This window comes from Ferruginibacter sp. (genome assembly GCF_028288465.1).
Classification (GTDB): Bacteria; Bacteroidota; Bacteroidia; order Chitinophagales; family Chitinophagaceae; genus Ferruginibacter.
The window spans coordinates 18,336-31,938 of the sequence record NZ_JAQBNR010000019.1; the positions used below are offsets into that span (position 1 = coordinate 18,336).

Genomic DNA, 13,603 nt, shown 5'->3' on the forward strand with positions numbered 1-13,603 from the left:
GCTGTTTATTTTTTGGTAATGCTTAGTAAATATTTATTGAACTCTTTGATAGATTCAATAAATTTTTTCCAGTTGGCGAAGTCTGCTTTTTTAATAATGCTGTTGTTGATAGCCAGTTCTTTTTTAAGCACTACTTTATTTCCTGTGATGGTATATTCACCTTTAAAACTGTAACCGTCAAACTTCAGTTCCAGGTTATCTGGCTTGTCAACAAATTTTTTGTCGGCAGGAATGGTAAGAGCAATTTCATCTTCAAATTTTACCAGTGCATCCAAATCGTAGCCTTCAATTCTTTTTTCATCCGGAATAAATTTGTCTAATGATTTTGGAAAGAAGTCTATGCCTACGTATTTGTCGCCGCTGATAGTATTTACGGTATTAGATAAATCCACATCGCCTTCAATGGTTACGGGCAGTTCCCTGTTTTTCAGATCGCTGGTTTTTAGGTTAGTGGCAACCATATTGTCATTGCCAAATTCAAGATAATCATTCAGGTATTCCTGCTGCGATGTCACCGGCAGGTTTTGAAACGACTGATGAAATTCTGTTCTTTCATTGCCGGTAAGTACAACTTTCACTTTGCCGTTCAGCTTATCATTTGCCAGTGTAAAATCAGCCCTGGTAATAATTTTATTGTCATTGGCTGTAGAAGACGGCACTGTTTTAATTTCGTATTTATCGCCATTTGCAATCATTACTTCCTTACCCTGAATTCGAAAAGCATTTTCACCGAATGGCGAGTAACTTTCAGTACCATCCAGTTCGTAGGTTTTGCCGCCAAAGTACAAAGTGCAAATAGCATGATTGTTTACGCAAAGGGCAGGCATGCTTTGCGGATAGGGAATAAGGCGGGTGCCTATCCAGCTAAAGCGGCCATCATAGCCGGCCAGCTTCAGCATTTCTGTTAGCAAGTTGGCCATGCCTTTGCAATCGCCATACTTTTTTGCCAACACATCCTGCGCCGGAGTGGGTATATACCCTGAGTAACCATCTTCGTATGCGATGTAACGGATGTTGTCCTGTACCCAGTAATAAATAGCTTTTATTTTATCCAGATCTGTGGTTTTGCCCAGGATAATTTTTGTTACCAGCTGCTGTACTTTATCCTGTACGTTACCGGCCATTAAATACAGGCGGTTGTTCCAGTTGTACACATCATCTGCCTTATCAAATCCTTTCAACGTCTCGCCTTTGCTTTCGAAGGATTTTATTTGTACAATGATATGCGGATCCGTATAGGCTCTTCCAATGCGACTATACTCCGGCTTGTAGGCGGGAATATCTTTCATGGTAAAAACATAGTTGGTAAAACCGCCTTTTTTATTTTCCTGGATCTCGATCTTACGGCCTTCAAAATTCATTTTTTTAAAATCTACCGTTAACCAGTCCGGCACTTTAAATTCAAATACCTGCTCTTTGATTGGGTAAGCCGCATGAAAAAATAGCCGGGTTAAATACTTACCATCCAGGTAAACCTTTTTAACCATTACTCTTGCCATATCACCTTTTTGAGAAAAGCGCAAAGGGTAAAACTGCACCCGGCTATCATCAAAGAAAACGCCATCATCCGTTACTGAGCGGTCTATGCCGCCCCGGTCGGAGGTGATATATTTACTGTTATATTTGAAAGCCCTTTTAAACGTTTTCAACTGAATAAACTTGTTGTAATATTCAGCATAGGTCATACCCGAAAATTTTTTAAGCGATAGAAATTCGTATTCTGCGTCTTCCTGTATTTCCACCACTTTATCATTGAGGGCGTTTTTACCCTTGTCAAAAGTGAAATAGCGGTAAGATGATTTACAGATAATGCCATCATCTTTAAATTTTTTAGCATAAAATTCTGCCGTACTAAGGTCATCATCATTTTGGGCCTGTATCGGGAAAGAGAAGAAAGAAAACAAGCAGAACAGCGAAAACGAAAGGGATGATTTGGTAAGGGTCCATCTTTTTACAATGTAACAAGCGGAGGTACGTTTAGCCGGGTAGCTAACGCTGGGGGTATGATTCATGCAATGCTGGTTAAGATATCGACAAAGTGTAAATGTACAGGTATATAACTATTATTTATCCATATTATTTTATATAAGATTAAAATTAATGAGATTAAGATACACTTTTACAATGGGGCTCTCAGGTCAAGCACGAGACTTCATTGATAAAGTAGTAAACAGATTTATTTTGTTTTATTGTCAGCTGCCATATTCAGCTCAAGCCAGTTTTTTTCAGGACTTATTCTTGCAACTACACTATCGTTTGGTTTTGAAAATATTCCTTTTTTGGTTGTGATGGAATAATTCATGTGTTCAAACCTGCAATCCAGCCGGTGCAGGTTTATTTTTTGAAATGGTAGTTTAACGCTGTCTGCTGCATTGAGATCAAGAAACCATTTTACGTTGTCTTTCGCACGCAGGTTTATTTTTATACTCCGTTCATCGATATCCATTTGCAGAGTTCCATCAACAGATTGCAGAGGCCAGGCGATATGCAATTTGCCACGAACAGAATCGGTTATTATAGGATCACCGCCTGTCAACAGTGTTTCCTTCCCATCAATAACGGCTTTAAAACGCAGACCAGCGATATTCCCTGGTTTGCTCCAGATATAGCCGTCAACAAAGGGAAGCGTAAAAAACGAACATTCGTTGGATGTGGCTTTGTTCAAAGTGTAAAATGATGGAAAATTTTCGTCGAATAAATGAATATCACGAAAACGCAGCGTGCCATTTTCCCACAACAAATTGAGGCGGTAAAAGCGGCTGTTAAACCAAACGGTTTTATGGTTTCCTTCTTCCAGGTCGTTTGTTACAGTTACCGAAGTGGCGGGTGTAATTTTATAATGGTCTTTAAACCATTGGCCGGAGGCAGCCAGTGTTTCCACCTGTAGTTTCTTTTCATCTCTAAGCCGGGCAATTAAAGGCAATTGTATGGCAAATCCTTTTGCCATGGCATCCCGGGTAAACGAATTTTCCTGGCCCGCCTGCGTATAATTATATTCCATATCTGCGCCCTCAACAAATTCTTTAAAGTACCAGTTAACCCAGGCAGAATCGCCGCCAGCCGATGGATAAACGGGCTCCAATGTTACAACGCCTTGTCTTGCTGATCCAAAACCATTGTCGTACTGACGAATTGGGTCACTACCGAGCATGCGAAAGATGGGCACGGGTGTTTGATTCTTTTCATTTTGGGCGGGCATGTACGAATTTATTTTACTGGGATAATAAGCCTGGTTCCAGTAACCTCCCCACAACGTGTAGCCATCGGTACCATATTGGTCCTTACAATTGCAGGACGCTACAATATGGTATTTGGTATACAGGTAATTCAGCGTGTGTGCATCAATAAACCAGGAGCCGACAGACTTTGGATAGTAACCAAATATTTTTTTAAAGTCGGCCATGTATACATCACATAATTTCTCTCTTTCCACGGGTGTATAACCGGTGGAAAATCCAACATCAGCAAACCAATCCCAGGGGTAACGGCCACGCCATTTAAGGCCGGCTTTTTCAACCAGCGGCTGCGGAATTTCCCACCATGCCCCTACTTCAAAACTATTTCGGGGCAAGGCTTTCAGTAAGTTTTGATAGCGTGCATCCATCAGCGCATCGTACTGCAACAAAAACGTTCCGCCCAGTTTGTATTGTTGCATCATTTCTACCTGCTTTGCAACAGTTTCATACAACACCTGTTCTGTAACGGCGCTATCTCTCGGCTCCAGCAACCGGATAAAATTTACAATGTTTACTATTTTAGGATGGCTGGGATTTTTAGGAGGAAAGCCTTGATGACTGCCCGTTTTGTTAAAAGAAGATAGCATGCAAATGCTGGTAAAACCAGTTAGCACAAAGCCAATTATTTTTTTATTCATTTGATGGATTATCTTTTTCTCTATTTAACAAAAAGGGATTCGGCTGGCGCCTGGCGTCAGCAACTGCAATATCAGCAATAAAATAGTATAAGGGAAAAAGCCTTTTGAAAAACAGGTGCTTATTTTTTTGTCTCAGGATTAAAAGTTCGCCAGCTGTGCCAAAACTCCTGATAGACAGGCAAAGCTTTTAATGATTTACCGCCCTCGACGGCTTTTCCGTCCACAGTGTATTTCAGCTTATTTTGTACAAGCGTATCGTTGTTCAAGGCAAAGCTATTTGCGGGATCGGTGTTTTCAAATGCAAAGAAACTTTTATCGTCTTGCGCCAAAACCAGGATAATATTTTTTCCATCCAGGGTATCGTTGATAATGCGTTTTTCTTTTAGCTGGTTCCAGTCGTATGCTTTCTTTTCCTTGCCAGCTTTTACGCCAATCACCCACGATTTATTTTTCCAGCTAAGGCTGTCCGTACCGGTTAGTTTGCTGGTACTTTTGCCACTTTCAAATTTACCGGTCGTGTCATATTCATTTTTAAATGCCGGGTCTTCCTGCATCACGAACGAGTTGGGATTAAGTGCCAGCCACTTTGTTAAGGAGGTTTGCGTGCTAAAAAATTCCGGCAGTCTTTGTCCTTTTAATTTTCCGGTGATGGCTTCCCCGGTTGCCTGCCGCCACCAGCTTTTTGTCGTCGCATCTTCCAGCATGGCATTGAAATGATCCATACCAACCAAACGAAATTGTTCCGGTTTGCCATATACAATTGGTTCGTATACGCGGCCCGTTCTGCACACGGTACAATAAGTAATCAATAATGGTTTACCGCCCACTGTATCCTGCACCTGGTGATGATAACCTAAAAACCTGATGGGGTAAGCTTTTGCTTCGCCGTTGTTGACCACGCCAATTACCAATCTCCCGGAATCTACCTTATTATTGGTTTCATTTGCCATCACCACTTGTGTTGGTTTATAAAACATATGGTCTGCGGCCATTTGAAAATTGACGATATAAATTACTGAAACAAGCAGCAGCAAAAACAGTAACGGTGTCCACCACCTCTTCCATTCGAACTTGTATGCACCAACTATAATCATTGCCGCAAACACTATCCTAAATGCCCAGCGCCATTGGTATAAAAAATATGCCACATCAATACTATTCATCTGCTGGCTGCCCGGCATTGGCATGATGAGGTACACATTCAATATTTCAAAAAACAGCAGGCCAAAGAAACCGGCATAAAATATTTTTTTCATGAAATTCAATTATATGATTATTCCTTGTTCATTACTTGCTTGCATCATAACCGGCATAACCTTGCTCCGCCCTTTGCTTTGCCCTTTCAATATAATAATTTTTATCTTCCGGAGCCCAGGTGGAGAGGCCATCTACATAACGGTTAAACATACAAAATGCTGCTGCTATTAATACAGTGTCATGTATCTCTTTGTCTGTTGCACCAGTAATTTTAGCGGCATCAATTTGTTCGGCGGTTACGTTTTTTCCGCCTTGTTGAACTTTTTCGGCGATCCATAACAACGCTTTCATTTTATCAGAAATGTTGGTGTCCATATAATCTTTCTTCACCGCATCAATAAAGGCGCTATCGCATTCCAGGTAATGTTGTGCCAGGCCTCCATGTACATGTTGACAAAAAAAACAATCATTTAAAGAAGATACATAAGCAGCAATTAATTCTCTTTCACCACGGCTTAGTGAATTTTCACTGCGTAACAATACTTCGGCCAGGTCGTTCAATGGTTTGGCTGTTGCAGGACTAAAAGCCATCGGTCCCCTGATGCCGGGAAAGTCGTTTTCTAAATTAATATGAGCCATTGTTGGTGTATTAAATTTTGAAGTGTATTGATGAATGGATAATGGATAATTTTTTAATTGATAATGAAATACAAGCGTAATCAATTTGAAATCGTTGTCTTCATTATTTGAGCTGGTTACTAACCATTATCCGTTATCCATTAAAAAATTACTCATTAAGATCATTGTTCCGTTACAGGCAATGGAAATTCCGTCCACACATCGTCCCCTGTTCTGTCTATTGGTAAGTTTGCCAGTTTGTTATACCTGCGCAAATCTATCCAACGATGGCCTTCATAAAAAAGAGAATACCTTCTCTGGTACAACAATTCGGCTATCAGTGCATCTGTTGTTATTGCGCCTGCATAAGGAGCCAGGTTATGTCCCAGCCTTATTACATTTAATGCAGTTACTGCATCAGGAAAAGCATTGGTGTTTATTTTTGCTTCGGCATATAACAATATCAACTCTTCATTTCTTATGATGGGTAAGGGGGCTGTACTTGAAGTATACACCCATACGTCCCGGTCACTGCTGAGACCATTGAGTGAGGCGGTAGAATTTCTAACACTTGTTTTATTAATCCGGTCGTCGCCGTTTTTAATATCTGCTGCAAAGGAAGCATGCGCAACCCTCACTTCTCCACTTTGGTTTTTAGGAATAAACATCGGATTTAACTGATCGCCGGAGCCGGTGCCAAAAACATGGTTAACACCCAGGTAAAAGTCTTTTGTTACATCAAAAAAAGATTCATTCAAGGCAGTTAATACTTCCGGCCATTTTTTACGATAGGCAGCAACACGGGCGGCGATGGCACGGTTTACTTTTAAGAGCCCGGCAGCATCATTCAAACCATCAAAGCCGGCAAGCGGAAATGCTACTGCAGCTGTTGCGAAATCTGTTTTCGCGGAATCCAAAATAGATGCGATGGCAGTTAGCCCATCATCATAATTAACAAATGCACCTAAGTTATCCGGGTCTGTTACATTTATTCTTATTCCTTTTGTATAGGTAAGATTGAGATTCAGTAATAACTGGTAGGCTTTGATGGTCCTTGCAAAACCGATATAACCGCTTTTTTCTGAACTACTGATTAGACTTGAATTGGTGGCAGCCAGGATAAGTATGTTACAATTTTTTACAACCCGGTAACGGGCAGCCCATGGATTGGTGATATAAAAATTACTGTTGCTTAGTGTAGCATCATTTGCACCTAAGAGGTCAGTAACATAGCGGGGCTCTGATCCGGAAAAACGGTATCCTTCCCTTCCGATGGTGCCTACATCATCCAGGTAAAAAGCGATGTTGTTGCGCATGCCGGATTCGGTGCCACTCACCAAATTATTCAATTCGCTTTTGGAGGCGTTGCCTAGAAATTGTTCAATTGTTGGACTGTTTAAATTGCCATAATCTTTTTTGCAGGCAGAAAAGAAAATAGCTGTTGCAATTACTATGGCGGTGTATATATATTTACTGTGTTTCATTTTGATAGTTTTATTTGCTTTGTTTAATTGATCCGTTTTTACTTTTCAAAAGATTTAGAAATCTATAGCAAGATGTAAAGAAGCCCGTTTAGATGCAGGATAAGGATCAACATCAACACCTGATGAAAAACCTGTCCCGAAATTGGACACTTCAGGATCGTAGGATTTATATTTTGTGATGGTGAGATAATTATTCAGCGAAGCGCCCACCCTGATATTTTTGATAAATAATGCAGGTGGTAATTTGTTGAAAGAATAATACAATCCTATTTCCCTTAGGCGCAGGTAACTGGCATCTTCCACAAAAACTTTGGCAGAACTTCCGACCTGTGAAATACGGTAGATGCCATTTGGCATGCCTGCCTTAAGGGTCATCGCATCAAAGTCAGGCGAGGTTTGCCCAAAATCGTTTTGCAGGTAAGTCAGGTTTACATTGTCGCCGCCTTTTTTCCAATGCATTAAAAAGCGCAGGCTTAACTTATTGTGAAAAGTAATTTCGTTGTAAGTATTCATCTGGAACTTTGGTTCTGCATCGCCTAACACGCCCACGCCAGCACCATTCAGCCCAACGATTTGTGTGGCAGATTTGCCCTGCTCAACCTGGAACGAACCAAGCACATAACCAAATGATCCCTGTGGAACGGGTGTGATGGTGTATTTTGTAACCAGCGATTTATTCAGCCAGAAATTAACGGATGTATTCCAGGTAAGATTTTTTGATGCAACTGGTTTTGCTTTTACACCAAGCTCAACACCCCGGTTGCGTAAGTCTCCTGCATTTACCCATTTGGTAGAAAAGCCGGAAGAAGCCGGAAGGCCGGCAAGCATCAGGAAGTCGTATATTTTTTTATTGTAGTAAGTAAATTCAAAAGCCAGCTTGCCGTTCAGCAAACTAAAATCAATACCAGCTTCCAGTTCGGTTTGTTTTTCTGGTTTGATGGAGGCATCGCCGCGTTGTATATTTACCAACGACCCAGGGTTGCCGGCAATATTAGAAACCACCAGAGAAGTAAACTTGCTGCCGTACGCCGGAACGTTAGTGGCTTGTCCGTAAGCCGCCCTTAATTTGATGTCATCAAACAAGCCTTTTTGTATGAGACCCAGGCTGGTTAAATTGAGTGACACGCCGGCCTTTGGATAAGCATAATATTTTTTTACATCGCCATTATTACTGGAACGGTCAAAACGTACACCACCTGTCAACGTAATACCATTATTGATCACCGCTTCTTCCTGTACAAACACCCCATCATTCTGGTATTTGGCCCTGAACTGGGTGGCAGTTAAAGCACCCGCCTGATCAACATTTGACTGACCCGAAATAACCTGTGTAGCGACGTTCAGTAAATTATAGTAATCACCGCTTTCTCTGGTGATACCTGCAGATGTAGTAAAAGAGAGTTTGTCAGAAGGGGTGAAGGAATTCACCAGCGAGGCAATATAGTTGGTGCTTAAATTTTTTGTAGCACCCTGTATTGAAGTTCCTTTGTTAACTGCCTGGAACTGCAGGGCACTTGGAAATAAAGCATTGGTTTCAAGATTATAAAAATCGAAACCACCCCTTGCTACAAACCTTGTAATGCTGTTGTTGTTTTTTTGCAGAATTGCATCCAGGTTTAAGCCGGTTATAAAACGGTTCACCGATTCATTATTGGTCATCAATGCAATTGTTTGCAGAGGATTGGATGCGCCAAATGGATTGGCTGGATAGTTGCCAAACTGATCAGCATGCAACTGCGCAAAGCTGGGGGTAGATGACAAGGCAATACCAATAGACGTTCCGGTATTGTCATTGCCGGATAAACCCCTGTCTGCAGATGAATTGATATAGTTTGTACTGATACCGATTTTGATATTGTCCGTTATGCGATGATCAACATTTAACCTTAGACTGCTGTTTCTGTACCCGGTATTTTTTACAATGCCGTCTTCATCTTTTTGTGCTGCTGAAAAGAAAAAGTTTGTTTTTTCGCCCCCACCACTCACGCTTAACACAGTATTTCTTGCAAAGCCTTTGTTGCCATACACTTCCTTTTCGTAATCATAAATTTGCCCCGCTGTTTTTGCTGCGGTAAACTGCGCTGCCAGTGCGGCTCCCGCTGACGGGTCTCGCGAAAGACTGGCGGCTTTTTCTGCAGTAAACTCCCGTACGCCTAATAATTTTCTTGCTGAAACCTGGCCAAGATCCTGCGAAATACTGATGTTTGTTTTTCCTTGTTTACCTCTTTTGGTGGTGATGACAATAACACCTGCTGATGCTTTGGAACCATAGATAGCGGCGGCGGAAGCACCCTTTAAAATTTCGATGTTATCAATATCTTCTGCACGGATATCTGCAATGCGGCTGGAAGCATTGTCCTGGTTGGAAGTGGGGCTACCACCTGAAGCTGCGTTTGTTACTGCATTCAATCCGCCCGAAGTAGCCGTGTTATCGATAAAAACACCATCCACCACATACAACGGTTGGGTATTGCCGTAAATGGATGTGACGCCTCTTAGTTTTACAGAAATACCACCACCTGGCGCACCGGTGTTTGAATTGATATACGCACCGGATATTTTTCCGTTAAGAGCGGCATCAAAAGTTTGGGCTGGCGCTACGCCGTTTAATTGTTTGGAAGAAATAGTAGCTACTGCATTGGCAAGATTTCTTCTTTTTACATTGGTAGCCAAGCCTGTGACAACCACTTCATCCAGTTTGGCAAAATCCTCTTCCATTTTTACCTGGATGTCGTTCTGTGCGGCATCGGCTGTAATTATTTTTGTTTTAAATCCCGAAGCGCTGACAGTTAGTTTTGCAGTGGCAGGCAGTGTTAAAGTAAATTTTCCATCGGCATCTGTAATGGTGCCTTTATTGCTTTTGTTGATGGAGATGGTAACGCCAGTTAACGGGGCCATATTGGCATCGGTAACTTTACCTGTGATTGTTTTTTCCTGGGCAAAAAGCCAGTCAGGTAAAAATATAAGGAATAGGATCACCGGTAAAAAATGAAATGCTTTTTTCATTTGAGTTTGTTTTGAATTTTAATGTTGATTTGGGATTATTAGAATGGATAGCTTTTAAGTGGGTTGTTTATTGGTAAAAACATGGTTTCCGTAGCCATTATCCACAATTTGTTTTGCCCGAAGCGGATAGGAATCCATATCGGTTGGAGTAATGGTGGCGAGGCCATCTACATACCTGTTAAACATGCAAAATGCAGCGGCAATCAACACGGTATCATGTATGTCTTTGTCTGTAGCGCCTTTTTCTTTTGCCAGCTCAACGTCGGCTGTGGTTACGTTTTTTCCACCCCGCTGTACTTTTGCCGCAATGGCCAGTAGCGATTTTAATTTGTCAGAAACAGGGGCTTTGGAATAGTCTTTTCTTACCTGCTCCACCAGCTCATTATCACCGTCCAGGTAAATACAGGCAATCGCCCCGTGGGAATGATTACAGTAAAAACAGTCATTGAGATAAGAAACATAAGTGCCGATTAACTCCCGTTCAGCACGCGATAGACCATCTTCGCTTCTTAATAAAATTTCTGCCAAAACACCCATTGGTGCAGCAGTTTCGGGACTATAAGCCATGGCGCTTCTAATCCCCGGAAAATCGTTGTTGAAATTAATGTGTGGCATACAATCGTTTAAAAATTGAATTGATTTTTTCTGCGAGTCCGGTATTATCTATCCTGGCTTTTATTTTTGCAAAGGCAATATCCCTGGAAGTTGAAAGGTTTTAAGGGAGCGGCTTTGATGGATTACTTTATAATAATTTTCATCACTTCGGTTCCGGAGATGCAGGCAGCACATATCCTTTCGCCATTCTTTCGCCCATTGCTTCATATACCGCAAGGTCGGTCGGTGTAAAACTGGCAAGTCCGTCAACGTAGCGGTTGAACATAGAAAAAGCTGCGGCAATCAGCACTGTATCATGGATTTCGCGGTCATCAGCACCCAACACCCTTGCAGCTGCAATGTCTTCGGGTGTTACTTCTCTTCCCAACACCTGTACCTTTCCGGCAATGTGGAGTAAAGCTTTTAGTTTATCACTCACGCCAGACTGCTGCATATCATGCAACACCTCATCCACCAGATTTTTATCCGGCCCATACAGGCATCTTGCCGCTGCGGCGTGACTGCTCATGCAAAATATACACTCATTGCGGTAGGATACATAAGCTGCAATCAATTCCCTTTCGGCTTCAGATAAGGACGAAGGGCCACGCAATAAAACCTGTGCCAAATCATACAAAGGCTTTCCGGTTTCAGGCCGAAAAAGTACCAGGCTTCTGATGCCCGGAATGTTTTCTTCTACTTGAATATGCGCCATAGTTGTTTCGCCTCTGCCGCCGGTTGGCGGTTAATTGCCTGGAGGAGAATACAGGGTTTAGTGAATACTATCAGCCGAAAATTTTACTTCCGTCACTGATTCGATGTCTGCAGCATCAGCAGTGAAAAATGTTACTACTAAGCCTATCAGGAACACCGTGGAAAAAATAAATAAGGCATTGCTATAGCCGCCTAATTCAGTCACCAGCACACCCACAAACAGTACAGCAACCGCCGTTAAAACTCTGCCTGTGTTAAAACAAAAACCCGTTGCGGCCCCGCGGATTTCAACCGGAAATAAATGTGGTATATAAACGGAAAGCACGCCCTGACTGGCGCCGAAGAATAAAGCCAGTATAATAATTTCGAAATATACAATCGGAGAAAAATGAACATTTGTTTTAAACAGGATGAGTGACATTACTGCACAAACTGAAAAACAAAGCAGCATGGATTTGCGAAGGCCGATGGCGTTGGTTAACCAACCGGACAAAAAACCTCCGGTTAAACCGCCCATACCCAGCATCATCATGCTAAGCCCTCTTTCTTTTTGTGCATCACCATTAATTACGAGTGTTTGTATCCAGGTAGGCAGCCAGGAAAAGATCGCCCACAAGCCAATCAGCATAGTGCCAAAAATAATGGAGCCCGTTATTAAATCTTTACGATGGCTGCCGGTAAATAAAGTGTCTTTAACATGTGATTGCAAAGCAATTTCATCCCGGTTGTATTTCCATTTGGGTGATTCTTTTAATAAAAAACAGGCAATTATGGCGATACCCACAGGGAAGACACCTATTAAAAAACCCTGTCGCCAGGAGGAAACAAAATAATCAATTACCCCTGCGGAAAAAATACCCACGGGTATTGAGATGGATAAAATACCGATGAAGATGGCCCTGGTTTTTTGTGGCCATTCTTCCATCATGATAGTAACGGTGGTAACCAGTACACCGCCCAAACCAAAACCACTAAAAAAGCGGCAGATTACAACGCCCCACCAGTTGGGCATGTAGCCAGTTAAGAGGGTAAATATTCCATAGCTGGCAATTGACACTATCACGCCTGCTTTTCTGCCTGCTTTATCACTTATGATACCGCAAATAAAACCACCAAATGCTCCGCCGAAAATAAAAACCGCATTGATATAGGCGCTGATGGTATTGAGTTCACCTTCACTTTTTTCGCCCAGTAAATCTTTTACAGCCACGGGCAGGTAAACACTCATCAACGTCGATATGGTGCCGGCGAATGCGGTTCCCAAAAAACAAATAGCAAACAACAACCAGTGATAGGGTTTTATTTTTTCGTCTTGTGTTGGTAAAGTCATTGTCTATTTTTTAAGATGCTCATAGCCTTGTGGCAAACGATTGTATCCATTGTTTTTTAAACGCTCTCCAAGCCCTTTGTAAAATGCCGGATCGGTTGGCGTAACAGTTGCCAGCCCGTCTACATAACGGTTGTACAGGCAGAACAATGCTGCGATCAACACAGTGTCATGAATTTCTATGTCTGTTGCTCCGGCTTCTTTTGCTTTTTGCACTGATGCTGTTGTTACATTTTTTCCACCCTGCTGCACCTGTGCGGCAATGGTTAATAAGGCTTTCATTTTTTCACTTACCGGGGCAGTGATAATATCCTGTTTTACCCTGGCCGAGGTTTCTTCTTCGCCCAATAAAATATTGGCTGCTGCCGTATGGGCTGTTGTGCAAAACGTACATTGATTGCGGTGTGAAACAACCGTGGCGATTAATTCTCTTTCGCCTTCGGTTAAGGTGGATGGACCACGGAGCAGAATTTGCGTTAACTCCCTGATGGGTGCTGCGGTTTCTTTGCTGTATTCCAGCAAACCGGTAATACCAGGCAGGTGATCCTCTAATGGAATATATGGCATATAGATAGGTTAAATAGTAAGAAAAAAGATTCAAAATAGAGGCATCATAAAGAATTATGACGCCTTATCATTAAACTAAACTGCTAAAAACGACTGACTAAGAATATTGCCTGGTTTGGTGTATTATTTTAACTATAAAATTGTAATTGCTCAGGTTGTTGAAAATGGCATTGTAAAGAATTACAACGCCTTGTATTGTGCATTATTAACCTAAAAACTAAA

At 41.8% G+C, this 13,603-nt stretch carries 10 protein-coding genes; all 10 read right to left on the minus strand.

The features are described 5' to 3' along the window. Window positions 1-5 precede the first annotated feature (5 nt). Window positions 6-2,012 (minus strand): transglutaminase family protein, encoded by a 2,007-nt coding sequence (locus tag JWR61_RS08175; protein WP_301927353.1) that lies wholly within the window; start codon window positions 2,010-2,012, stop codon window positions 6-8. 164 nt (window positions 2,013-2,176) lie between these two features. Continuing rightward, window positions 2,177-3,874 (minus strand): hypothetical protein, encoded by a 1,698-nt coding sequence (locus tag JWR61_RS08180; RefSeq protein WP_301927354.1) that lies wholly within the window; start codon window positions 3,872-3,874, stop codon window positions 2,177-2,179. Window positions 3,875-3,993: 119 nt separating this feature from the next. Next, complete coding sequence (locus tag JWR61_RS08185) at window positions 3,994-5,130, minus strand: DUF3179 domain-containing (seleno)protein (protein ID WP_301927355.1); 1,137 nt, start codon at window positions 5,128-5,130, stop codon at window positions 3,994-3,996. Window positions 5,131-5,161: 31 nt separating this feature from the next. Beyond that, window positions 5,162-5,710: a carboxymuconolactone decarboxylase family protein gene (locus JWR61_RS08190; RefSeq protein ID WP_301927356.1), complete on the minus strand. Its 549-nt coding sequence runs from the start codon at window positions 5,708-5,710 to the stop codon at window positions 5,162-5,164. Between the two features lie 161 nt (window positions 5,711-5,871). After that, entirely contained in the window at window positions 5,872-7,173 is a 1,302-nt protein-coding gene (locus JWR61_RS08195) for a RagB/SusD family nutrient uptake outer membrane protein (RefSeq protein ID WP_301927357.1), read from the minus strand. A gap of 54 nt (window positions 7,174-7,227) precedes the next feature. Next, window positions 7,228-10,179 (minus strand): SusC/RagA family TonB-linked outer membrane protein, encoded by a 2,952-nt coding sequence (locus tag JWR61_RS08200; RefSeq protein WP_301927358.1) that lies wholly within the window; start codon window positions 10,177-10,179, stop codon window positions 7,228-7,230. Between the two features lie 54 nt (window positions 10,180-10,233). Beyond that, a complete protein-coding gene (locus JWR61_RS08205) occupies window positions 10,234-10,794 on the minus strand; it encodes a carboxymuconolactone decarboxylase family protein (RefSeq protein WP_301927359.1) in 561 nt (186 codons plus the stop codon). Window positions 10,795-10,936: 142 nt separating this feature from the next. Next, complete coding sequence (locus JWR61_RS08210) at window positions 10,937-11,488, minus strand: carboxymuconolactone decarboxylase family protein (protein ID WP_301927361.1); 552 nt, start codon at window positions 11,486-11,488, stop codon at window positions 10,937-10,939. Window positions 11,489-11,545: 57 nt separating this feature from the next. Further along, entirely contained in the window at window positions 11,546-12,817 is a 1,272-nt protein-coding gene (locus tag JWR61_RS08215; RefSeq protein ID WP_301927362.1) for an MFS transporter, read from the minus strand. Between the two features lie 3 nt (window positions 12,818-12,820). Next, on the minus strand, window positions 12,821-13,381 hold the full coding sequence (locus tag JWR61_RS08220) for a carboxymuconolactone decarboxylase family protein (RefSeq protein ID WP_301927363.1): 561 nt from the start codon (window positions 13,379-13,381) through the stop codon (window positions 12,821-12,823). Window positions 13,382-13,603: the final 222 nt, after the last annotated feature.

Excerpts from the sequence above, each read along its gene's own strand:
- JWR61_RS08175 (WP_301927353.1), bottom strand. The coding sequence starts at position 2,012 with ATGAATCATACCCCCAGCGTTAGCTACCCGGCTAAACGTACCTCCGCT.
- JWR61_RS08180 (WP_301927354.1), bottom strand. The coding sequence starts at position 3,874 with ATGAATAAAAAAATAATTGGCTTTGTGCTAACTGGTTTTACCAGCATT.
- JWR61_RS08185 (WP_301927355.1), bottom strand. The coding sequence starts at position 5,130 with ATGAAAAAAATATTTTATGCCGGTTTCTTTGGCCTGCTGTTTTTTGAA.
- JWR61_RS08190 (WP_301927356.1), bottom strand. The coding sequence starts at position 5,710 with ATGGCTCATATTAATTTAGAAAACGACTTTCCCGGCATCAGGGGACCG.
- JWR61_RS08195 (WP_301927357.1), bottom strand. The coding sequence starts at position 7,173 with ATGAAACACAGTAAATATATATACACCGCCATAGTAATTGCAACAGCT.
- JWR61_RS08200 (WP_301927358.1), bottom strand. The coding sequence starts at position 10,179 with ATGAAAAAAGCATTTCATTTTTTACCGGTGATCCTATTCCTTATATTT.
- JWR61_RS08205 (WP_301927359.1), bottom strand. The coding sequence starts at position 10,794 with ATGCCACACATTAATTTCAACAACGATTTTCCGGGGATTAGAAGCGCC.
- JWR61_RS08210 (WP_301927361.1), bottom strand. The coding sequence starts at position 11,488 with ATGGCGCATATTCAAGTAGAAGAAAACATTCCGGGCATCAGAAGCCTG.
- JWR61_RS08215 (WP_301927362.1), bottom strand. The coding sequence starts at position 12,817 with ATGACTTTACCAACACAAGACGAAAAAATAAAACCCTATCACTGGTTG.
- JWR61_RS08220 (WP_301927363.1), bottom strand. The coding sequence starts at position 13,381 with ATGCCATATATTCCATTAGAGGATCACCTGCCTGGTATTACCGGTTTG.